The sequence below is a fragment of the Pseudomonas sp. PGPPP4 genome (assembly GCF_002256045.1).
GTDB lineage: Bacteria > Pseudomonadota > Gammaproteobacteria > Pseudomonadales > Pseudomonadaceae > Chryseomonas > Chryseomonas oryzihabitans.
This window is the reverse complement of sequence record NZ_NKID01000002.1, coordinates 1-21,140: the sequence shown is the minus strand read 5'-3', so window position 1 is coordinate 21,140 and position 21,140 is coordinate 1. Positions and strand designations below refer to the sequence as shown.

Sequence of the window (21,140 nt, the reverse complement as noted above, 5' to 3'; positions counted from 1 at the left end):
GCCCTTCCCTTACTGCCTAGAAAATCAGGAGCACGTCCATGACGCCCATGCTGAAGAAAGCCTCCAGCCTGTCCCTCGCCATCCTGCTGGCTGCCGGTGCCGGTCTGGCCCAGGCCGCCGACAAGCTGTCTCCGGCCGAATTCGTCGACGACGCCTCGGCCAAGGGCATCGCCGAGATCGAAGCAGGCAAGCTGGCCCTGGAAAAGAGCCAGTCCCAGGACATCAAGACCTTCGCCCAGAGCATGATCGACGACCACACCAAGGCTAATGAGCAGCTCAAGAGCCTGGCCCAGGAGAAGAAGCTGAAAGTCTCCACCGACGCCGAGCTGATGGACAAGGCCAAGGCCATGATCCTGCAGGTGCGTGACGACTCCTTCGACCGCTCCTACGCCAACAACCAGGTCGTGGCCCACGAGCAGACCATCGAGATCTTCCGCAACGAAGCCAAGACCGGCGATGACGCCGCGCTCAAGGCCTTCGCCGAGAAGACCCTGCCGAAGCTGGAGCACCACCTCCAGGAAGCCAAGGCGCTGCAGACCAAGTACGCGAAGTAACCGCCAGGAGCCGGTTTGTAGGCGTACTGCCCTGTCCATCAGTTCGTGGCGGTGCAGGTAATGCACCGAAGATGGACGGAAGGCACTGAGCGTGTTATCGCGGCCACGGGCCGCTCCTACAGGCGCTGCTGTACCCGTAGGAGCCGCCCATGGCCGCGATCCGAACGCGGCCCGCACTACTTCGTAAGCGCCAACAAGGGGCAACACGCCGTGACGGCGCTCAATCCTTGTGCAGCGCCTTGACCGATTCAGGCGCTGCCGATATCGCGATCCCTAGCTAACACTGGGCTCACTCAACTTGGCTTCGCTCTTGCAAAGACATCGGCAGGGGTGGCCAACGGCGGTCACCCAACCGACAAAGGCGTCAGTTCACCTCCCGGCAACGGGCAAGGGTGACTGACGCCTTTTTCATGCCCGTGACGTGCCCGAGGTGCCTCCATGAGTCCCAGTTTCTGGAAAGCCGGCCATGCGCCGACCCTGTTCGCCGCCTTCCTCTACTTCGACCTGAGCTTCATGGTCTGGTACGTGCTCGGCCCCATGGCCGTGCAGATCGCCACCGACCTGCAGCTGACCACCCAGCAGCGCAGCATGATGGTGGCTACGCCCATCCTCGCCGGTGCCGTCCTGCGCCTGATCCTGGGCTTCGTCGCCGATCGGCTGTCACCCAAGACCGCCGGCATCATCGGCCAGGCGGTGGTGATCCTGGCGCTGCTGGTGGCCTGGCAGCACGGCGTGCACAGCTATGAGCAGACCCTGGTGCTGGGCCTGTTCCTCGGCTTCGCCGGTGCCTCCTTCGCCGTCGCCCTGCCGCTGGCCTCCCAGTGGTATCCGCCGCAGCACCAGGGCAAGGCCCTGGGCATCGCCGGCGCCGGCAACTCCGGCACGGTGTTCGCCGCCCTCTTCGCCCCGGCGCTGGCCAAGGCCTTCGGCTGGACCAACGTGTTCGGCTTCGCGCTGATCCCGCTGATCCTGACCCTGGTGGTCTTCGTGCTCTGCGCCCGCAACGCCCCGGAACGGCCGGCACCGAAGAAGCTGGTGGACTACGGTCGTGCGCTGAACGACAAGGACAGCTGGTGGTTCATGTTCTTCTACAGCGTGACCTTTGGCGGCTTCCTCGGCCTTGCCAGCACCCTGCCCGGCTATTTCCATGACCAGTACAGCCTGGAGCCGGTGGTGGCCGGCTACTACACCGCCGCCTGCGTCTTCGGCGGCAGCCTGATGCGGCCCCTGGGCGGTGCCCTGGCCGACCGCATCGGCGGGATCCGCGCGCTGCTCGGCATGTATACCGTGGCGGCCATCTGCATCGCCGCCGTGGGCTTCCATCTGCCCAGCGCCATGGCGGCCCTGGCGCTGTTCGTGGTGGCCATGCTCAGCCTGGGCGCCGGCAACGGCGCGGTGTTCCAGCTGGTGCCCCAGCGCTTCCGCAAGGAAATCGGCGTCATGACTGGGCTGATCGGCATGGCGGGCGGCATCGGCGGCTTCGCCCTCACCGCCGGCCTGGGTGCGGTCAAGCAGGCCACCGGCGACTATCAGCTGGGCCTCTGGCTGTTCGCCGCCCTCGGCGTGCTCGCCTGGTTCGGCCTGCTCAGCGTCAAGCGCCGCTGGCGCACCACCTGGGGCTCGGCTGCCGTTACCGCAGCGCGGGTCTGAGACCCTATTCAAAGTCTGCTGCGCGTCGGCCAAACCGCGTTGAAAATGGCTGGGTCGCCAGCCCGGTCGGAATGCTCATTTACCGCTCGTAAACTCGAGCGCGAGTCCGATCCGCTTCCTCAGGCCTTTTCGCCTTGCCTGTCTCTAGCTCGCAAGACTTAGAACAGGGTCTGAGGGAAAACCGGCGGCCAGGGGCCGCCGGTTTTCATTCAGGGGGCGGGACGCACATAGCTGGTCAGCACGTGATCCCGCCAGACCCCGTCGATCTCCAGATAGCGCCGCGCCAGGCCCTCGCGCTCGAAGCCGAGCTGGGTCAGCAGATGGGCGCTGCGGACGTTCTCCGGCAGATGGTTGGCCATGATCCGGTTCAGGCCCAGCTCGGCGATAACGAAGTCCCGCCCCAGGCGTACCGCCTGGCGCATCAGCCCCCGCCCCTGCCAGGCTGCATCCAGCCCATAGCCGAGGTAGCAGGCCTGGAAACCGCCGCGGACTATCTGGCTGAAATTCACCGTGCCTATGACCAGCGGCCCCGCTCGCAGCACCAGGCGCAATTCGCTCAGACCCGGCCCGCCGGCGCGGTAGGCAGCCGCCTGCCCCTGCCATTGCGCCAGGGTATAGAAGGCATCAGAGCGCCGTGGCATCGACAGCGCCAGGTGCTGGCGATTGCGCCGGTAGTAGTCGGCCACCGCAGCAGGATCGGCCAGGGTCAGGTCGATCAGTTCCACCGCCTCGGTCACGGCGAAACGCGGTGGATACTGCAGCGGAACGCTCAGGGCGGTCATGGCTGCACCTGCGGCGGCAATTCGTAGACCCAGGTGGCGCAGCGCTGTCCGTCCGGCCCTTCCCGATCGTTTTCCAGAACCCGGACGCGCCGGAAACCCACCCGTTCGGCAAGGCGCTGGCTGGCGTCGTTGGCGGCCGAGGTGGTGAGAAAGAACCCCGCCGTACCCCGCTGCTCGACGAAATACCGCAGTGCGGCGCTCATCAGGCCCTGCCCGGTATGCAGGCTGTGCAGCCAGTAGCCGATCTCGAAGCGCCGCCCGCCGTCCAGTGGCGTGAGCCCCAGGCAGCCGAGCAGTTCGTCACCACGCACCAGGAAGTAGCGTTTTTCGCCCTGGGCCAGGGTGAAGGCGCCGCGGGCCGCGAGAAGGCTGTCGCGGGCCTGGGCGACGCTGGTCTGTTCGCGCGCCCAGCCGAGGAAACGGCGGTGCTCGGCATAGCTCCAGTTCAGGGCGTCGGCGAAGGCCGCGGCCAGGCGCGGTTGCGGCCAGACCAGCTCGAAGTCGGCCAGGGCGATGCGCGGTGGAAAATTCATGGCGAGGCCCCGAACTCCAGACGTGGCACGGCGGCCAGCAGGCGCTGGGTCATGGCGTGAGCGGGCGCGCGCAGCACCCGCTCGGCGCTGCCCTGTTCGACGATGCGACCGCCGTCCATGACCGCGATGCGATCGGCCAGGTACTCGACCACGCCGAAGTTGTGGGTGATGAACAGATAGGCCAGCCCCCGCTCCGCCTGGAGTTCGCGCAGGAGATCGAGGATCTGCGCCTGCACCGAGACGTCCAGCGCCGAGGTGGGTTCGTCGCACACCAGCACCTGCGGCTCGACGATCAGCGCCCGGGCGATGGCGATGCGCTGCCGCTGGCCGCCGGAGAATTCGTGGGGAAAGCGCTGCAGGGTGTCACCCGGCAGCCCGACCCGCTCCACCAGGGCGGCGGCCCGTCTCTGGCGCTCGGCGGCGTCCAGTTCCGGACGCAGGGCCAGCAGCCCCTGCTCCAGGGTCGCAGCGATGCGCATGCGCGGATCCAGGGAGGCGAAGGGATCCTGGAAGACGATCTGGATCTGCCGGCGCAGCCGTTGCAGGGTGCGTCCATCGGCCGAGAGCAGCTCCGCGCCGCCCAGGCGGGCACTGCCGCCGATGCGCGGCCCGTCGAGCAGGCGCAGCAGGGCCTTGCCGGTGGTGGTCTTGCCGCACCCGGATTCGCCCAGCAGGGCCAGGGTCTCGCCGGCGTGCAGGTCGAAGCTCACCCCGTCCACCGCCCTGACCCAGTCCCGCGTCCGGCCCCAGGCGCCGCGGCGGAGCGGATAGTGCACAACTAGGTCGCGCACCTCCAGCAAGCACTCGCCCGGGGTTCGCGCGGGCAATGTACGGGGTACTCCTGCCAGGGTCTGGCTGCGCTTGGCGAAGGTGGGAATGGCGGCGAACAACTCGCGGGCATAGGGATGTCGGGGCGCCTGGAAGAAGTCCGCCGCCGGCGCGCTCTCGACGATCTCGCCGTGGCGCATCAGGGCCACGTGATGGGCCACCTGGCGCACCACCGCCAGGTCGTGGGTGATCAGCAGGATGGCCATGCCCAGTTCGCGCTGGATGTCGGCCAGCAGCGCGAGGATCTGCGCCTGAACGGTGACGTCCAGCGCCGTGGTGGGCTCGTCGGCGATCAGCAGATCCGGCTCGGCGGCCAGCGCCAGGGCGATCATGATGCGCTGCTTCTGGCCACCGGAGAACTGGAAGGGATAGTCGTCGATCCGTCGCTCCGGCTCGGGAATGCCCACCCGCCGCAGCCATTCCACCACCCGGGCGCGGGCGGCGGCGCCACGCAGCGCGGTGTGGGCGCGCAGGGTTTCCTCGATCTGCTCGCCGATGCGCATGACCGGATTCAGGCTGGTGGCGGGCTCCTGGAAGATGGTGCCGACGCGCCCACCGCGTAATTCGCGCAGGCGGGCTTCCGGCAGTCGATGCAGGTCGGTGCCGGCCAGCAGCGCCGCGCCGCGGGCGATGCCCAGCGCAGGCGGCAGCAGGCGCAGCAGCGAGAGCGCCGTGACGCTCTTGCCGCTGCCCGATTCGCCGACCAGGGCGAAGGTCTCGCCGCGGGCGATGGCCAGGCTCAGGCCGCGCACCGCCTGGCGCGTGCCCTCCTCGCCGTCGACCAGGATCTCTAGGTCGCGGATCTCCAGCACCGGGGTCATGGCTGCACCTCGCCCTGGCCGGGACGGCGCCTGAGCCAGGTGGATCTCAGCCGGCGACTGCGCGGATCGAAGGCGTCGCGCACGGCGTCGGCGAACAGATTGGCCGCCAGCACCAGGGCCAGCATGAAGGCGAAGGCGCTGAACAGGTTCCACCAGATCATGGGGCTGCGGGACATCTCGGTGCGGGCATCGTTGATCATTGAGCCGAAGGAATTCATGGTCGGATCGACGCCGATGCCCAGGTAGGAGAGCACCGCCTCGTAGAGCACCAGGCTGGAAAATTCCAGGGTCAGGGTGATGAGCACCAGGTAGAAGACGTTGGGCAGGAGGTGCCGGCGCAGGATGGTGAAGTGGGAGACGCCGAAGGCCCGCGCCGCCTGCACGTATTCCAGCTCGCGCAGCTTGAGCGCCTCGGCGCGCAGCAGGCGGCAGAGGCCGGCCCAGCCGGTGAGGCCGAGGATCAGGCAGAGCATGAAGAGACGCAGGTCGGCGCGCGCCGCGCCGGTGTCGAACAGCTCCGGATGACGGTCGATGAACACCTGCATCATCAGCACGCAGGCCGCCACCAGCAGCACCCCGGGGATGGAGGTCAGGGTGGTGTAGAGGTAGGTGATGACGTCGTCCACCCGGCCCTTGAAGTAACCGGCGGCCAGGCCGAAGACGATGGCCGGCGGCAGCATGGCCAGGGTGGTCAGGCTGCCGATGACGAAGGCGGTGCGGATGCTCTTGAGCGACTGGTAGAGGACATCGTTGCCGGTGCCGTCGGTGCCCAGCACGTGGTAACCGCTGGCCAGGGCGATCACGCTGCCGGCCACCAGGCAGACGCCCAGCCAGGTCAGCAGGATGGCGCGCCAGGGCGTGGCGGTCTGGCCGCGGAGGATGAGTCCGCAGCGGCTGGCGAAGCCACCCGGCTCGCGCAGCCGTGCCGCGGCCAGGGCGGCAGTCGCCAGGGCCAGCACCAGACCGCCGAGCAGGCCCGACGTCAACCGCTTGAGGACATCGCCCCGCCATTCGGCAGCGGGATCGCGCAACGTGGTACCCGCATGCCTGAGGCGCGGGAAGTCGCGCAGCGGCGTGCCCTCGGCGCTGGTGCCCAGGGTTTCCTTGGTGAACTGGTGGGTGGCGAGCGGCGCGGAATAGGTCTTTTCGCGCTGGGTCAGGCTGGTGTCGGCCAGCAGGCCGTCGAGGGCCGAGAGCACCACGGGCGAATAGATCGGCGCCGTGGCGCCGGGTGTGGCGGGCAACTGGGGTCGGTAGTGCAGCGAATCCAGCAGGGCGATGGCGACGAAGCTGGCCAGCACCACGGCCGCGCTCATCGCCGGAGCATCCTGCAGCACCCGGCGCCAACTGGCGCGCAGGGCCGGCTGGCGACGCGCGCGCCAGGCGTAGCACAGGCTGCCGGCCACCAGCAGGTAGAGGGCGAGGTCGGTCCAGAGCAAGACGAATTTCGGCATGGCGGCTACCTGAGGCGAACGCGCGGATCGGCGAGGGTGTAGGACAGGTCCGCCAGGATCAGGCCGACGATGTAGAGCACCGATCCCAGGAACACCATGGTGCGGACCACGGCGAAGTCCTGGCCGTTGATGGCGTCGATGGTGTAGCTGCCCAGGCCCGGAATGCCAAAGAAGGATTCGGCGATCAGGCTGCCCATGATCAGCAAGGGAATGGCCGAGACCACCCCGGTGAGGATCGGCAGCGCCGCATTGCGCAGTACATGGCGCAGGAGCACCTGGCGCTCGGCCAGCCCCTTGGCGCGGGCGGTGCGCACATAGTCCTTGCCGATCTCTTCGAGAAACAGCGCGCGATAGAAGCGGGCCTGGCTGCCGAGGCCGGATATCACCGCCACCAGCACCGGCAGGGCCAGGAAGCGCAACAGATTCCAGCCCTCTTCATAGCCCGAGAAGGGCACCAGGCGCAGGGTCTTCGCGAACAGCCACTGGCCGGCGATGATGTAGAACAGCGAGGAGATCGACAGCAGCACCACGCAGAGCACCACGCCCCAGAAGTCCAGCCGGGTGGCGCGAAAGAACACCAGCAGCAGGGCGAAGCCGACGCTGGCCGCCAGGCCGAGCACGAAGGTCGGCAGCGCCAGCGCCAGACTCGGGCCGGCGCGCTCGGCGATCTCCCGGCCGATGTCGCGGCCGTTGTCGGAGGTGCCGAAGTCGAACACCAGCAGACTGGCCGACCGTTCGAAGAAGAGCGTATCGGTCAACTTCTCCACCCCTTCACGGGTGGTATTGATGAGCAACGGCTTGTCGTAGCCGTGCTCCGCCTTCCAGTCCTCGATGGCTTCGGCGGTGACGTACTTGCCGCCGATGGCCAGGCGCGCCATGTCGTCCGGGGTGTTGACGGTAAAGAACAGCAGAAAGGTCAGCAGATTCACGCCGATCAGGATGAGCACGCCATAGGCCAGGCGCCGCAGCACATAGCCGATCATGGCCGCCCCTCCCCGTGGCCGTCGCCAAAGGCGGTCTGGCGCTCACGGCGCCGGAGGCTGCGCCAGGCCGGCCAGATCAGCAGCAGCCCCAGGCCCAGCAGCAGCCACAGCGGCCAGAGCACCGGCCGGTTCCACTCCAGCACCTTGCGCTCGCGCAGCGCCGGGTCCAGGCGCAGATAGCGCAGCTGATCACGCACCATCTGGGTCGGCTTGGCGTTGTAGACCCACTGCTGATAGGCCCCGGCCGACAGGGGATTCCAGCCGAACAGCCAGGGCGCGTCCTGCTGCACGATGGCGACCATGCGCCGGATCAGGGCGACCTTTTCCGGGCCGTCATCGAGACTCTTCATCTGCTCGAACAGCCGGTCGTATTCGGCATTGCTGTAGTTGCCGGCATTCTCGCCACCGTGCTTGGCCTTGCCCTGGGGACCGTAGAAGAGAAAGAGGAAGTTCTCGGCATCGGGATAGTCGGCGTTCCAGCCCCAGAAGAAGATCTGCGCCGCGCCCTTGCGCATCTTGTCCTGGAATCTGTTGTAGTCCGAGCCGCGCAGTTCCAGCTGGATGCCCAGCTTGGCGGTCTGCTGGCGCATCCAGTCGAACATGGCGCTGTCGCCGCTGGTCTGGGCGTCGTATTGCAGGATCAGCGGCCGCCCGCTGCTGGCATCGCGGCCATCGGGATAGCCGGCTTCGGCCAGCAGCTGTCGGGCCTCTTCGATGGGTCGCCGCTCGGGCTTGCCATCCACCATTCGATAGACCACCGGGTTGCTGCCGGCCGGCGGCGCTTCATAGCCCAGCACGCCCGGCGGCAGCGGGCCATTGGCGACCAGGCCGTTGCCGTTGAGAAAGACGGTGATGTAGCTCTCCCAGTCGAAGGCGATGGACAGTGCCTGGCGCAGCTTGCGATTGCGTTCTTGCTGCTCGGGCGTGGCGCCCTGCCCCACCACCGGATCCAGCCAGTTGAAACCCAGGTACCAGTTGGACGCCTCCACCGCGGTGGGCAACTTGAGGCCACGCTCGCGGTAGAGCTCGGCGGAATCGGCCGAGTCACCGGCCTTGGTGCGCAGCGCCACGCCATATTCGCCGCGCTCGACCTGGGGGGTGTCGTAGTAGCCCTGGATGAACTTGCCCATCAGCGGCACCCCTTCCTTTTCCAGGCTGAACACCGCGCGGTCGATCAGCGGCAGGGGCTTGCCGCAGTCGTCCAGCCGGCCCTGTTCGCGATCTTCGGGCTCGCCTTCGCAGGGATAGGGATCGGCGTGGTAGTTGGGATTGCGCTCCAGCACATGGCGGCGATTGGGGATGGACTCGGCCAGGCGATAGGGTCCGGTACCCACCGGCCAGCTGTTGAAGCCGAGGTTGTGCTCGGCCATCCCCGGCTGGCTGTAGAAGCGATCCGCCTCCCAGGGCACCGGCGCGGCGAAGGTCATGGCCAGCCAGTAGTTGAACTGGGGGTACTTGCCGATCACCCGCAGCCGCAGGGTGTGGTCGTCCAGCACCTCGACCCCGGGCAGCTCGCCCTGGCGCAGGTCCAGCCAGGGCAGCGGCGCGCCCCTGGGCAGGCCGGCGCGCAGGGCCTTGTCGGCGGCGCGCAGGCCGTCGCCATAGGCCTGCATGCCGACCAGGTGCTCGGCGAAGATGGCGTAGCTGGGCGAGACCAGCCGCGGACTGGCCAGGCGCCGCAGGCCGTAGGCGTAGTCGGCAGCGGTCAGGGCGCGGCTGCCGGTCTCGGGAAAGTCGGGGATCTGGTAGCGATCGGCCAGGTCGGCGGGCTGGATCGGGAAATAGCGGTAATGGCCCTGGGCATCGCGCGCGAAGGCCGGATGGGGCGCATAGCGGGCGTCGCGGCGGATGGGGATGTCGTAGACGCTCTGGGCGATCTGCGCGGCCGGTGCGTCGTCCGGCAGGCGCCGGCCCTGGGCATCCAGGTAGTAAGGCATGACCACCCGCTCGGCACCGCGGGGGATCAGTTCGTAGGGCCGTTTGAAATAGTGGTAGCCGTAGAGGGGTTCATAGATGTTGTAGGTGAAATTGGTCTCGTCGCCGGAATAGGAACTGGCCGGATCGAGGTACTTCGGCGAGCGGGTGGTGAAGGCGGTATAGAGGGTATTCTGACCTTCGGCTCCGGCGCGGTAGGGGCTGTTGATCGGCGTATCGGGTGAACAGCCGCCGAGCAGCGCCAGGGTCAGCAGTGCGAGGAGTTGTCTGGACAGTCTGGGCATCGCGTTCCTGCACCGAAAGGGACCTGAGGCGGCAGCGTCCGCCCAACCGGCTAAGCTTGAGCTATTTTCCCGCGAGGCGCAGCACCCCATGCAATCCCGGAAAGATTTCGACAAGATCGTCCACTGGTCCCAGCTCCAGGCGCCCGACGGCCCCGACTATGCCGACAGTGACGAGCGCTTTTCCCTGGGCGCCGCCTTCGGCCGCCACTTCGGCTTCGCCCGCCTGGGCATCCACCACGAATGGCTGCCACCCGGTCGCCGCACCTCGCGGCCCCATGCCGAGGCCACCGAAGACGAATTCATCTATGTGATCGCCGGTCATCCCACCGCCTGGATCGACGGCCATGCCCAGCGCCTCAAGCCAGGTGACGGGGTGGGCTTCAAGGCGGGGGATGGCGTCGCCCACACCTTCATCAACGAGACCGACGAGCCGGTGGAGTTGCTGGTGGTGGGCGATGCGAGCCGGGCGGACAACCGCCTGCACTATCCGCTGCATCCGGAATACACCGCGGGCCTGGGGGACAAGCAGTGGCAGGACTGTCCCAAGCGGGAACTGGGGCCGCATACGGGTGAGGCGATATCGCGCAAAAAGGACGACGAGTGCCCTTGAATCCGTTGCGACTCCCCGCCTCCATCCGCGCCAACGCGGGACTTCTCACCCAGCTGCAATTGGCGCCCGATACCTGCCTCGGCTATGGCGAGCATCAGCTTGATTCTCATGCCGAGAGAAGCGGTGCCTCCCTACCCTGCTTTATCGCGGCCATGGGCCGCTCCTACACTGTAGGAGCGGCCCATGGCCGCGATAGCCTGCACACCGCTCCTTATCCTACTGTTGGGCTGCGGCGATGGAGCTGCCTCAACCCAACAGGGCCTCAGCCAACACCTTGGTGCGTGGAAAACGCTGCGCGGTTTTCCACCCTACGCGGGAGCTGTGGGAGCGCTCCCTCTCCCTTGAGGTGGGGGTCGGCGGCTCAGGCCCTGCGCGCCTGGGCCGCGCTCACCGCGGCGCGCAGGGCCAGCAGGTAGCTGTCCACGCCGAAGCCGGCGATCTGGCCCAGGACGATCTCGGCGAAGACCGAGTGATGGCGGAAGCGCTCCCGCGCATGAATATTGGACATGTGCAGTTCCACCACCGGTACGGTGAGGATCGCCAGGGCGTCGCGGATGCCGTAGCTGTAGTGGGTCCAGGCACCGGCGTTGATGAGGACGCCATCGACGCCCTCCTCGTAACTCTGGTGGATACGCTCGACCATCGCCCCTTCGTGGTTGCTCTGGAAGGACTCTATTTCCACCCCCAGTTCCACGCCCAGGGCGGCGAGCCTGGCGTCGATCTCGGCCAGGGTCACGGTGCCGTATTGCACGGGATCGCGCTTGCCGAACATGTTGTGGTTGATACCGTGCAACATCAGGATCTTCATGGGTCCGCTCACTGCAGGGGAATGGTCAGTTGGTCGATGACCGGCCGGGTCTCGGGGCGCACACCGCGCCACCAGGCGAAGGCTTCGGCCGCCTGCTCCACCAGCATGCCCACGCCGTCGGCCAGTTGCGCCACGCCCTGTTCCTTAGCCAGGCGCAGGAAGGGCGTCAGCCCCTTGCCATAGGCCAGTTCGTAGGCCAGCGCCGCCTGGGCGAAGACGCCTGCCGGCACCGGCGGCAATTCTCCGACCAGGCTGGCCGAGGTGGCGTTGATCACCAGGTCGAATCTCTGCCCTTCCAGGGCCTCGTAGCTGCTCACGCTCAGCAATGGATGCCCGATCTCCTGGGCGAGCCCGGCGGCCTTTTGCCCATCGCGATTGACCATCACCAACTGCACAGGTCCAGCCGCGAGGAAGGGCAACAGCGCCCCCCGTACCGCACCGCCCGCGCCCAGCAAGAGCACCCGCTTGCCGTCCAGCGGTTGGCCGAGGTTGATCTCGATGTCGCGCAGCAGGCCGATGCCGTCGAAGTTCTCCGCCAGCACCCGCTCGCCCTCGAACTTCAGCGCATTGGCCGCCTTGGCCAGGCGCGCCCGCTCGCTGGGCTCGGTGGCCAGCTGGTAGGCCTGCAGCTTGAAGGGCGCCGTGATGTTCATGCCCCGCCCGCCCTGGGCGCGAAAGCGCTGCACGTCACCGGCGAAATCCTCCAGCGAGCCTTCGATGGCGCCGTATTCCAGGTCCTGCCCGGTGGTACTGGCGAACAGCCCATGGATGAGGGGCGACTTGGTATGGTTGATCGGACGGCCGATCACCGCGTACTGGTCGGTCATACCGGCATCTCCTGGGTGAACAGCACGCCGTCGGCCTGCAGCCGGGCAATCTCTTCCTCGCTATAGCCGAGGCTCTGGGCCACGACTGCGTTGTGCTCACCGAGATCCGGCGCCACCTGCTGGATGGTGGTGTCGCACTCGGAAAAGCGGAACGGCAGATTGGGCATCCGCAGGGTGCCGAAGCGCGGGTGCTGCTGCTCCTGGATCATGCCGCGGGCCTTGATCTGCGGATCCTCGATCACCTCGTCGATGCGCTGCACCTTGGCGCAGGGCACGTCGATCTCGTCGAGCAGCGCCAGCAGCCGCGCGACCGGATTGGCCGCCACCCAGGCCTTGACGACGGGCAGGATGGCTTCGCGATGGGCGTTGCGGCCGGTGGAGGTGTGGAAACGGACGTCGCTGCCGAAGCCTGACTGGCCGGCATCCTGCTCCACCAGCGCGGCGAAGCGCTTCCAGGAGTCGTCCACCTGGGCGGCGATCACCAGATCGCCGTCCTGGGCGCGGAACACGCCATAGAGGGTCGAGGTGGGCATGTCGTGGCCGGTCTGCTGCGGCAGGATCTCGCCGCCGGACAGGGTGTAGCACTGCACCGCGTACTCGTGCATGGACACCAGGGTGTCATACAGCGCCATGTCGATGTGCTGGCCGCGGCCGCTGGTGACCCGGCCGAGCAGCGCCCCGTTGATGGCGGCCACCGCGTGGGCGCCGGTGTACATGTCGCCCAGGGAGATGCGCAGCAATGGTGGAGCCTCGCCCGGCGTGCCGACCATCTGCATGATGCCGCTCTTGGCCTCGGCGATCAGGCCGAAGCCGGCGCGATGGGCGTCGGGCCCGGTGTGGCCGTAGGCGGAAATCGAGCAGTACACCAGTCGCGGATTGCGCGCGGACAACTCCTGATAACCCAGGCCGAGCCTGTCCAGGGCGCCGGGCCGGTAGTTCTCGATGAAGACGTCGGCACTGTCGCAGAGCTGCTGCATGAAGGCCTTGCCGCGCGGGTCCTTCATGTTGACGCTGACGCCCTGCTTGCCCATGTTGAGTTGCAGGAAGTAGCCGCTCTGCTGGTCGTCGAGGACGAAGGCGTGCTGGCGCCCGGCATCGCCGCTGCCGGGACGTTCCACCTTGATGACCTCGGCGCCCAGCGCCGCCAGGCAGCGCCCCACATAGGGACCAGCGAGGAAGTGGCTGTAGTCGATGACCCTCAGGCCTTGCAGCGGCAGTGGCTGACTCATAGGGCGCCCTCCCGCCGCGGCACCATCAGGCGGTGCTCGCCGCGCTGGACCACCTCGCCCTTCTGGTTGATCAGCTCGGACGGCAGCACCACGATGCCCCAGCTCGGCTTGCTCTTGCTCGGACGCATGGACCCCACCCGCAGCTTGACGTGCAATTCGTCGCCGACGCGGATCGGCAGGAGGAAGTCCCAGGTCCAGCCCAGCGACATCCCCGGCAGGAAGCGATAGTCGCACTGGGTCTTGAGACCGTCGGCGATGGCCAGCCCCATCAGGCCATGGGCGACCAGGCCGCCGAAGTGGCTGGCATTGGCATAGGCCTCGTCGACGTGGACCGGGGTGTGGTCACCGGTCAGGTCGGCATAGGCCAGGATGCGTTCCTTGGTGACCTGGTAGCTCGGGGTGATCGCCTCGTCGCCTTCGCGGGCGTCCTCGAAATATTTTTCTTGTACGGTCATGGTCGCTGTCACTCGGTTTGACGGGCGTTGACGGCCAGGGCGTCGTGCACGGCGCGGGCCGGAACGGCCTGGATGAATTCCAGCGCCAGGCCATCGGGCAGGCGCAGCCAGTTGTAGCCCTGGGGCAGTTGCTCCACACCCTCGAAACGCCGGGCGGCGGCCAGGGCGGCGTCGAGGTCCTCGCACATCAGTCCCAGGTGGCCCAGGCGCCCCTCGGGGCCGGCGAAATCCGGCTTGCTCATGAATTGCATACCGCCCAGGGTCCAGTACTGGGTGGGCTGCTCGACCGTGCCCTGCACCTCGCGCAGGGTCATGCCGAACACCTCGTGGAAGAAGCGGATATGCCAGTGGATGTCTTTCACCCAGATGGCCACGTGTTCCAGGTAGGCCTTGGGAATGCTCATGATGTGGCGTCCTCTTGTTGTCGATCGGCCAGGGCGCGCTCGATGCCCTTGATGCAGGCGACCAGCGTGGCGTTGACCGGGGTCGGTACGCGGTACTGCTGGCCGAGCCGCACCACCGCGCCGTTGATGAAGTCGATTTCGGTGATGGAGCCCCTCTGCAGGCTCTGCAGCATGGAGGTCTTGAACGACGGCGCCAGCCCTTCGCGGGCCAGTTGCCAGGCGGCTTCCGGCTCCTGCAGCCCCAGCTCGACGCCGGCGGCGCGGGCCACCGCGATGGCCTCGGCGACCGCCTGCAAGGCGGTGTCGCGCAGCAGGGGCTCACTGTAGAGCTGGCCATAGGTGAGCTGGGTGATGCCGGTCAGGGCACCGGTGGCGACGTTGACCAGCAGCTTGTCCCAGAGGGTGCCGCGGATGTTGCTGCTGACCGTGGTGGCCAGCCCGGCGTCCTCGAAGACGGCGGCGACGGCCTGAACGCGTGCCGAGAGCTGGCCGTCGAGTTCGCCGATGAGCGTGCGCTTGCCCGCCACCCCGCTACGGATTCGCCCGGGGCCGAGCAGCACGCCGCCGACATAGGTCTTGCCGGCAATCACCCGCTCCTGGCCGACGATCTCGGCCAGCAGCTCTTCGTGACCGAGGCCGTTCTGCAACGACAGCACCAGGGTGTGCGGACCGACCAGCGCCCGGGCATGGCTCATGGCCGCGGTGGTGGCGAAGGATTTGACCAGCACCACCACCAGATCAACCACGCCGACCGCCTCGGCGCTCACCGCCGCCCGCATCTGGACCCGGCGACGGCCGTCGGCGGTCTCGATGTCCAGGCCGTCACGGGCGACCGCCTCGATATGGGCATTGGGCCGATTGAGCAGCCAGGTCTCGTGTCCCGCCTCGCTCAGCCAGGCGCCAAAGGTGCTGCCCAGGGCGCCGGCCCCGAGGATGCAGATTTTCATGGATCGGGCTCCTTGTTTTCGCCCTACCCTAGGCCTGCGCCCGGTATTGAGCTATACAAAGAGTCCAATTCGCCCATCAGGAATTCTGATAATGCTGCCCACGGACGGCCTGCCCGAACCCAAGCTGCTGATGCTGTTCGAGGTGCTCTATCGCACCGGCAGCGTGACCCGGGCCGCCGAACAGCTGGGTCAGAGCCAGCCCACCATCAGCCTCTGGCTGGGCAAGTTGCGCCAGCAGCTGCGCGATCCACTGTTCGTGCGCACGCCGGGCGGCATGAAGCCCACGCCCCAGGCCGAGGCCCTGATCACCCCCTGTCGCGAGGTGCTCGAATCCCTGCGCCGGCTAGTGGCCTGGGAGGTCACCTTCGAGCCCGCCACCGCCCAACGGCTGTTTCGCCTCTGCCTGAGCGATGCCAGCCACATCACCCTGCTGCCGCGGATCCTGGCGCAGCTGCGCGAGGTGGCGCCCGGGGTGCGGCTGGAGATCGCGCGGATCGACGGCAACACCGAGCAGGCCCTGGAGATCGGCGAGGCGGACCTGGCGATCGGCTTCATTCCCTGGCTGGGCGGCAGCCTCTATCAGCAACTGCTGTTTCCCCAGGACTGGGTCTGCCTGGTCAGCGCCCGACATCCGCGCCTCGGCGAGCGATTGACGGCCACGGCCTACGCCGAAGAGGGCCACGTGCTGGTCAGTGCCGGCACCGGGCAGAAGCTGCTGGAAGCGGGCCTGGTACGCGCCGGGGTGCAGCGCCGCATCGTGCTGGAGCTACCAGGTTTTCTGGGCGTCGGCGCGGTGGTCGGCACCTCCGACCTCATCGTCACCCTGCCGCGACACATCGGCACCACCCTGGCGGAGACCTATGGCCTCAGGGTCCACGAATGCCCGGTGCCGATCGAAGGCTTCGCGGTCAGGCAGCACTGGCATGCGCGCTATCACCAGGACGCCGGCAATCGCTGGTTGCGCGGGGTGCTGCTGGAGCTTTTCGGCCAGGGCCGCTAGCGCCGGGGCCGCAAACGAAAAAGCCCCAGCACGGGGCTGGGGCTTTTGGGCAGGACGCCTGGACGATCAGTTGTCCAGGGCCGGGCGCTGGCCGGCGATGGCGATGCGCTTGGGCTTGGCTTCTTCCGGGATCACGCGCACCAGTTCGATGCTCAGCAGGCCGTGCTTGAGATCGGCACCCTTCACCTCGATATGGTCGGCGAGGCGGAAGGACAGCTTGAAGGCGCGCTGGGCGATGCCCTGATGCAGGAAGGTCACGCTCTCGGCGCTGTTTTCGCGCCGGCCACCCTTGACGGTGAGTACGCCACGCTCGACTTCGATCTCCAGGTCATCTTCCTGGAGGCCGGCGGCAGCGATCACGATGCGATACTGGTCGTCACCGTGCTTCTCGACGTTGTAGGGCGGATAGGAGCTGCCAGCGTCGTTGCGCAGAGCGGATTCGAACAGGTCGTTGAACCGGTCGAAGCCGACGGAATGACGGAACAGCGGGGCCAGGGACAGTACGTTGCTCATGGTGAATCTCCTGATAGGTTCAGCAAGTTTCGGTGTTGCCTGCGGGACCCGACTTCGGCATCCCACACGAACCTAGATAGGAACCCCCCGCAAAATTTCAAGGGCGAATCCCGACGAACGGTAGTGCCTGCTATTTCTTCTTTGGCTTGCGCTTTTTCTTCTTGGCGGCGGTCAGCGGCAGCGCCTGCTCGAAGGCCGAGCGCACTTCCTGCAGCCGGCGCTCCTTGAGGTCGTGGATGCGCTTGCCGCGCTCGGTGGTGAAGTCAATGAGATTGCTGTCGTCGCTCATGTCGCTATCCGGCGAAAGGTGAGATTCAGCCGCAACCCGCTGGCTTTGCGGGTCTTGGCGATCTGGTGCTGCCAATGATGCTGGGTCGCGCCGGCCATGACCAGCAGGCTGCCGTGACCCAGTTCCAGGGAATGGCCGATGCGGCTGGTGCCCTTGCGGCGGAAATCGAAGCGCCGCGCGGCCCCCAGGTTGAGCGAGGCGATCAGCGGATTGGCGCCGAGACTGGCCTCGTCGTCGCTGTGCCAGCCCATGGAGTCCTGACCGTCGCGATAGCGATTGAGCAGCACGCCATTGAAGGCCTGGCCACAGGCCGCCTCGACGCCTTCACGGATGAGCTGCAACAGCGGCGTCCAGGGCAAGGCGGCGTGGTCCAGCCCGGCGTAGCCGTAGACCACCCCGGGATCGGCATACCAGGCGACCTGCCGCGGCACCGGGTGCCAGCGGCCGTACACCCGCACCTGCGGCTGGCTCCAGGGGGTTTCGGCGTCCAGCTGCTGCAGCCAGGCGTCGGCTCGTTCCGCAGGTAGCCAGTGCGGATGGAAGGCCAGCTCGGCGTCGTCCAGCTCCAGGCGCTCGAGCATGGCTAGACCCGCAGATCCACCTGGGCGCCCACCTGCTCCGGCTCTTCCAGGGTCTGGGCCCGTTCGGCGCCGAGGCCCTGGCGCAGGGCTTCGCGCTGCCGGCGGCGGCGGCGCGCCTCGCGATCCAGGGTCGCTTCGTCCTCCAGCGGGGCGTGCGCCGTTTCGGCAGCGGCCGCCACGGGCGCGACCACGGGGCGCACGGGTGCCGGATCCAGCTGGTTGGGTGGGGTCACGCCCTGGGGCGGAACGATGGGGATCATGACGGGGACCTCGAATTCGCGGACTGCGGCAAAGAGCGCGTTAGGCTTCTGACTCCGCTTTCGCTAAAATAGCCGGCTTTTTGATAGCTGGGGAGAAGCTTCCACATGGCGTCGCATCAACCGGGACAACGCTGGATCAGTGACAGTGAGGCCGAACTGGGCCTGGGAACCATCCTGGCCCTGGACGGCCGCCTGCTCACGGTGCTCTATCCAGCCACCGGTGAGACGCGCCAGTATGCCCAGCGCAACGCCCCGCTGACCCGGGTGCGCTTCGCCCCGGGCGACGAGGTGACCCATTTCGAGGGCTGGAAGCTCACCGTGCGCGAGGTCTCCGAAGAGGACGGCCTGCTGACGTACCACGGCTTCACCGCCGAGCGCGAGGCACGCAGCGTGCCCGAGGCCCAGCTGTCGAACTTCATCCAGTTCCGCCTGGCCAGCGACCGCCTGTTCGCCGGGCAGATCGATCCCCTGCCCTGGTTCGGCCTGCGCTATCACACCCACGAGCACCGCAACCGCCTCCTGCAGTCCAGCCTCTGGGGCCTCGGCGGTACCCGCGCCCAACCGATCCCGCACCAGCTGCACATCGCCCGCAGCGTGGCTGACCGGGTCGCGCCGCGGGTCCTGCTGGCCGACGAAGTGGGTCTGGGCAAGACCATCGAAGCCGGCCTGGTGATCCATCGCCAGCTGCTCAGCGGTCGCGCCAGCCGGGTGCTGATCCTGGTCCCGGAAAATCTCCAGCACCAGTGGCTGGTGGAGATGCGCCGACGCTTCAACCTGGAAGTGGCGCTGTTCGACGCCGAGCGCTTCATGGCCAGCGAAGAGGGCAATCCCTTCGAGGATGCCCAGCTTGCCCTGGTCTCCCTGGACTGGCTGGTGCGCGACGAAAAGGCCCAGGATGCCGCCTTCGCCGCCGGCTGGGACCTGCTGGTGGTCGATGAAGCCCACCACCTGGTCTGGCACCCCGAGGGTGCCAGCCGCGAATACAGCCTGGTCGAGCAACTGGGTGAGGTCATCCCCGGCGTGCTGCTGCTGACCGCGACCCCCGAGCAACTGGGCCAGGACAGCCACTTCGCCCGCCTGCGCCTGCTCGATCCCAGCCGCTTCCACGACTTCGCCGCCTTCCAGCAGGAGTCCCAGCACTATCGCCCGGTGGCCGAAGCCGTGCAGGAACTGCTCGACGCCGGCGCCCTCAGCCCGGCCGCCCAGGACGCCATCGGCGGTTTCCTCGGCCAGGAAGGCGAGACCCTGCTCAGCGCTGCCGCCGCCGGCGATGCCGAGGCCCGCGCCCGCCTGGTGCGCGAGCTGCTGGATCGCCACGGCACCGGTCGCGTGCTGTTCCGCAACACCCGCGCCGCGGTCAAGGGCTTCCCCGAGCGTGAGCTGCACGCCCATGCCCTGCCCTTCCCGGATGCCTACCTGGACGAGGGCGTGATGCCCGGCCAGTCGCTGCAGCCGGAAATCGAATTCGCCCCGGAAGACGACAACGACCGCTGGTGGCGCCACGACGGCCGCGTCGAGTGGCTGATCGACACCCTCAAGGCGCTCAAGCCGCACAAGGTGCTGGTGATCTGCGCGCGCATGGAAACCGCCCTGGACCTGGAAGATGCCCTGCGGCTGAAGTCCGGCATCCCGGCCACGGTGTTCCACGAGGGCATGAGCATCCTCGAACGCGACCGCGCCGCCGCCTACTTCGCCGACGAGGAATTCGGCGCCCAGGTGCTGATCTGCTCCGAGATCGGCAGTGAAGGCCGCAACTTCCAGTTCGCCCATCACCTGGTGCTGTTCGACCTGCCGGCCCACCCGGACCTGCTGGAACAGCGCATCGGCCGTCTCGACCGGATCGGCCAGCGTCACACCATCCAGTTGCACGTGCCCTACCTCGAAGGTAGCCGCCAGGAGCGTCAGTTCCAGTGGTATCACCAGGCGCTGAACGCCTTCCTGGCCACCTCGCCCACCGGCAGCGCCCTGCAGGCGCGCTTCGCCAGCGAACTCGACGAGCAGCTGGCCGGTGGCGACGATGCCACCTGGCAGGCCTTGCTAGAACAGGGCGCCCAGGCGCGCGTCGCCCTGGAAGCCGAGTTGCACAACGGCCGTGACCGCCTGCTGGAACTCAATTCCTCCGGCGCCGGTGCCGGCGAGCAACTGGTCGAGGACATCCTCGAACAGGACGACCAGTTCGCCCTGCCGATGTACATGGAAGAGCTGTTCAACGCCTTCGGCATCGACAGCGAAGACCACTCCGACAACGCCCTGATCCTCAAGCCCAGCGAGAAGATGCTCGACGCCGGCTTCCCCCTAGGCGACGACGAAGGCGTGACCATCACCTACGACCGCAACGTGGCGCTGGTCCGCGAAGACATGCAATTCCTGACCTGGGAGCATCCCATGGCCCAGGGCGGCATGGACCTGGTGCTGTCGGGCTCCATGGGCAACACCGCCGTGGCGCTGATCAAGAACAAGGCGCTCAAGCCGGGCACCGTGCTGCTGGAGCTGATCTACATCAGCGAGGCGGTGGCGCCGCGCGCCCTGCAACTGGGTCGCTACCTGCCGCCGCTGGCCATTCGTTGCCTGCTCGACGCCAACAGCAATGACCTGGCCGCCCGAGTAGCCTTCGAGACCCTCAACGATCAGCTGGAAAGCGTGCCGCGCACCAGCGCCAACAAGTTCGTCCAGGCCCAGCGCGACTCCCTGGCCAAGCTGATCGGCGGTGGCGAAGGCAAGGCCCTGCCCCGTCACGAGGAGCGCGTGGCCAAGGCCCGCCAGGCCTATCTGTCGGGCATGGACGAAGAGATCGCCCGCCTGGAAGCGCTGCGCGCGGTCAATTCCAGCGTCCGCCAGGACGAGATCGACCGCCTGCGCCAACAGCGCGAAGAAGGCCTGACCTACCTGGACAAGGCCTCGCTGCGCCTGGAAGCGATTCGGGTGCTGGTGGCGGGTTGAGACCCGTCGCCACTGTTGGGCTGCGCTAGCGCTCAACCCAACCTACGGGCTCGCATTTAGGCGTTACCCCGTAGGTTGGGTTGAGGCGGCTCTATCGCCGAAGCCCAACAGGCAGAGTCGAACCCGGCCGTTGGGCTTCGCTGGCGCTCAACCCAACCTACGGCACCGCTCAGCCCCGTAGCGTGGAAAACGGCGCAACCTTTTCCACTGGACTTAGTAGCGAGGGGCGCCCTCACCCCAACCCTCTCCCGCCGGGAGAGGGGGCTATTCGAGCAGGCATTCAGCTGCATTGGCCTCGGCAAGCTCGGGATCGGTCGCGAGGCAAGCCGTAGATACCATCTCTCCCACCAATCACAACAGGTCCTCTAAAGGGCCTGTCGTGGTTGATAAGGTCGCTGCGTCTTGAGCACGCCATAGGCAATCTGCAGCAGTTTGCGCATGGCGGCGCCCAAG

The 21,140-nt window shown here is 67.4% G+C and carries 21 protein-coding genes; 5 read left to right on the top strand and 16 right to left on the bottom strand.

The genetic code is table 11. The annotated features are described in order from the left end of the window. Positions 1-38 precede the first annotated feature (38 nt). Both CFE50_RS02955 and CFE50_RS02950 read left to right on the top strand, forming a co-directional pair. The gene (locus tag CFE50_RS02955; RefSeq protein ID WP_017642172.1) at positions 39-554 is read left to right on the top strand and encodes a DUF4142 domain-containing protein; all 516 of its coding nucleotides are present in this window, start codon (positions 39-41) and stop codon (positions 552-554) included. Between the two features lie 438 nt (positions 555-992). Then, positions 993-2,204, top strand: coding sequence for an MFS transporter (locus tag CFE50_RS02950; RefSeq protein ID WP_241808544.1), 1,212 nt, complete (start codon positions 993-995; stop codon positions 2,202-2,204). Positions 2,205-2,413: 209 nt separating this feature from the next. Here the strand turns inward: CFE50_RS02950 and CFE50_RS02945 are convergent, their stop codons facing one another. Genes CFE50_RS02945 through CFE50_RS02920 form a run of 6 tightly spaced genes read right to left on the bottom strand, consistent with a single transcriptional unit; the run spans position 2,414 to position 9,824 of the window. Further along, positions 2,414-2,986, bottom strand: coding sequence for a GNAT family N-acetyltransferase (locus CFE50_RS02945; RefSeq protein ID WP_286731036.1), 573 nt, complete (start codon positions 2,984-2,986; stop codon positions 2,414-2,416). Beyond that, positions 2,983-3,519 (bottom strand): GNAT family N-acetyltransferase, encoded by a 537-nt coding sequence (locus CFE50_RS02940; protein ID WP_286731034.1) that lies wholly within the window; start codon positions 3,517-3,519, stop codon positions 2,983-2,985. Before CFE50_RS02940 ends, CFE50_RS02945 begins: the two co-directional genes overlap by 4 nt. Next, entirely contained in the window at positions 3,516-5,168 is a 1,653-nt protein-coding gene (locus tag CFE50_RS02935) for an ABC transporter ATP-binding protein (protein ID WP_286731032.1), read from the bottom strand. The genes CFE50_RS02940 and CFE50_RS02935 overlap by 4 nt, the downstream gene beginning before the upstream one ends. Next, entirely contained in the window at positions 5,165-6,622 is a 1,458-nt protein-coding gene (locus tag CFE50_RS02930; RefSeq protein WP_286731029.1) for an ABC transporter permease, read from the bottom strand. The genes CFE50_RS02935 and CFE50_RS02930 overlap by 4 nt, the downstream gene beginning before the upstream one ends. Before the next feature lie 5 nt (positions 6,623-6,627). Beyond that, positions 6,628-7,605 (bottom strand): ABC transporter permease, encoded by a 978-nt coding sequence (locus CFE50_RS02925; RefSeq protein ID WP_286731028.1) that lies wholly within the window; start codon positions 7,603-7,605, stop codon positions 6,628-6,630. Beyond that, positions 7,602-9,824: an ABC transporter substrate-binding protein gene (locus tag CFE50_RS02920; protein WP_286731026.1), complete on the bottom strand. Its 2,223-nt coding sequence runs from the start codon at positions 9,822-9,824 to the stop codon at positions 7,602-7,604. Before CFE50_RS02920 ends, CFE50_RS02925 begins: the two co-directional genes overlap by 4 nt. Positions 9,825-9,912: 88 nt before the next feature. On the opposite strand from CFE50_RS02920, the gene CFE50_RS02915 reads away from it, so the two are divergent. Then, positions 9,913-10,434 carry a cupin domain-containing protein gene (locus CFE50_RS02915; RefSeq protein WP_286731024.1) on the top strand — a complete coding sequence of 174 codons (522 nt, stop codon included), beginning with the start codon at positions 9,913-9,915 and terminating at the stop codon, positions 10,432-10,434. 361 nt (positions 10,435-10,795) lie between these two features. On the opposite strand, the gene aroQ is transcribed toward CFE50_RS02915, so the two are convergent. Genes aroQ through CFE50_RS02885 form a run of 6 tightly spaced genes read right to left on the bottom strand, consistent with a single transcriptional unit; the run spans position 10,796 to position 15,104 of the window. Next, positions 10,796-11,242 (bottom strand): type II 3-dehydroquinate dehydratase, encoded by a 447-nt coding sequence (gene aroQ / locus CFE50_RS02910; RefSeq protein ID WP_286731022.1) that lies wholly within the window; start codon positions 11,240-11,242, stop codon positions 10,796-10,798. Positions 11,243-11,250: 8 nt separating this feature from the next. Next, positions 11,251-12,069, bottom strand: a complete 819-nt coding sequence (gene aroE, locus CFE50_RS02905; RefSeq protein WP_286731020.1) for a shikimate dehydrogenase — start codon at positions 12,067-12,069, stop codon at positions 11,251-11,253. Further along, the gene (locus CFE50_RS02900) at positions 12,066-13,298 is read right to left on the bottom strand and encodes a CaiB/BaiF CoA transferase family protein (protein WP_286731018.1); all 1,233 of its coding nucleotides are present in this window, start codon (positions 13,296-13,298) and stop codon (positions 12,066-12,068) included. The genes aroE and CFE50_RS02900 overlap by 4 nt, the downstream gene beginning before the upstream one ends. Continuing rightward, positions 13,295-13,753: a MaoC family dehydratase gene (locus CFE50_RS02895; protein WP_286731016.1), complete on the bottom strand. Its 459-nt coding sequence runs from the start codon at positions 13,751-13,753 to the stop codon at positions 13,295-13,297. The genes CFE50_RS02900 and CFE50_RS02895 overlap by 4 nt, the downstream gene beginning before the upstream one ends. A gap of 8 nt (positions 13,754-13,761) precedes the next feature. After that, positions 13,762-14,157: a VOC family protein gene (locus tag CFE50_RS02890; RefSeq protein ID WP_044340777.1), complete on the bottom strand. Its 396-nt coding sequence runs from the start codon at positions 14,155-14,157 to the stop codon at positions 13,762-13,764. Beyond that, entirely contained in the window at positions 14,154-15,104 is a 951-nt protein-coding gene (locus tag CFE50_RS02885; protein WP_286731015.1) for a ketopantoate reductase family protein, read from the bottom strand. Before CFE50_RS02885 ends, CFE50_RS02890 begins: the two co-directional genes overlap by 4 nt. A 91-nt stretch (positions 15,105-15,195) precedes the next feature. Between CFE50_RS02885 and CFE50_RS02880 the strand changes: the two genes are divergently transcribed. Then, on the top strand, positions 15,196-16,104 hold the full coding sequence (locus tag CFE50_RS02880) for a LysR family transcriptional regulator (protein WP_286731013.1): 909 nt from the start codon (positions 15,196-15,198) through the stop codon (positions 16,102-16,104). 66 nt (positions 16,105-16,170) lie between these two features. Here CFE50_RS02880 and CFE50_RS02875 read toward each other — a convergent pair whose 3' ends face one another. From CFE50_RS02875 to CFE50_RS02860, 4 genes are all read right to left on the bottom strand, one after another. Next, the gene (locus tag CFE50_RS02875) at positions 16,171-16,617 is read right to left on the bottom strand and encodes an Hsp20 family protein (protein ID WP_007160292.1); all 447 of its coding nucleotides are present in this window, start codon (positions 16,615-16,617) and stop codon (positions 16,171-16,173) included. A 130-nt stretch (positions 16,618-16,747) separates the two neighbouring features. After that, positions 16,748-16,906, bottom strand: coding sequence for a hypothetical protein (locus tag CFE50_RS02870; RefSeq protein ID WP_007160293.1), 159 nt, complete (start codon positions 16,904-16,906; stop codon positions 16,748-16,750). Then, complete coding sequence (locus CFE50_RS02865) at positions 16,903-17,487, bottom strand: alpha-ketoglutarate-dependent dioxygenase AlkB family protein (RefSeq protein WP_286730999.1); 585 nt, start codon at positions 17,485-17,487, stop codon at positions 16,903-16,905. Before CFE50_RS02865 ends, CFE50_RS02870 begins: the two co-directional genes overlap by 4 nt. A 2-nt stretch (positions 17,488-17,489) precedes the next feature. Then, positions 17,490-17,747, bottom strand: a complete 258-nt coding sequence (locus tag CFE50_RS02860; protein WP_286730998.1) for a hypothetical protein — start codon at positions 17,745-17,747, stop codon at positions 17,490-17,492. Between the two features lie 105 nt (positions 17,748-17,852). Here CFE50_RS02860 and rapA point away from each other — a divergent pair, with 105 nt between their 5' ends. Then, positions 17,853-20,687, top strand: coding sequence for an RNA polymerase-associated protein RapA (gene rapA, locus CFE50_RS02855; protein WP_286730996.1), 2,835 nt, complete (start codon positions 17,853-17,855; stop codon positions 20,685-20,687). The last annotated feature ends 453 nt before the right edge of the window (positions 20,688-21,140 follow it).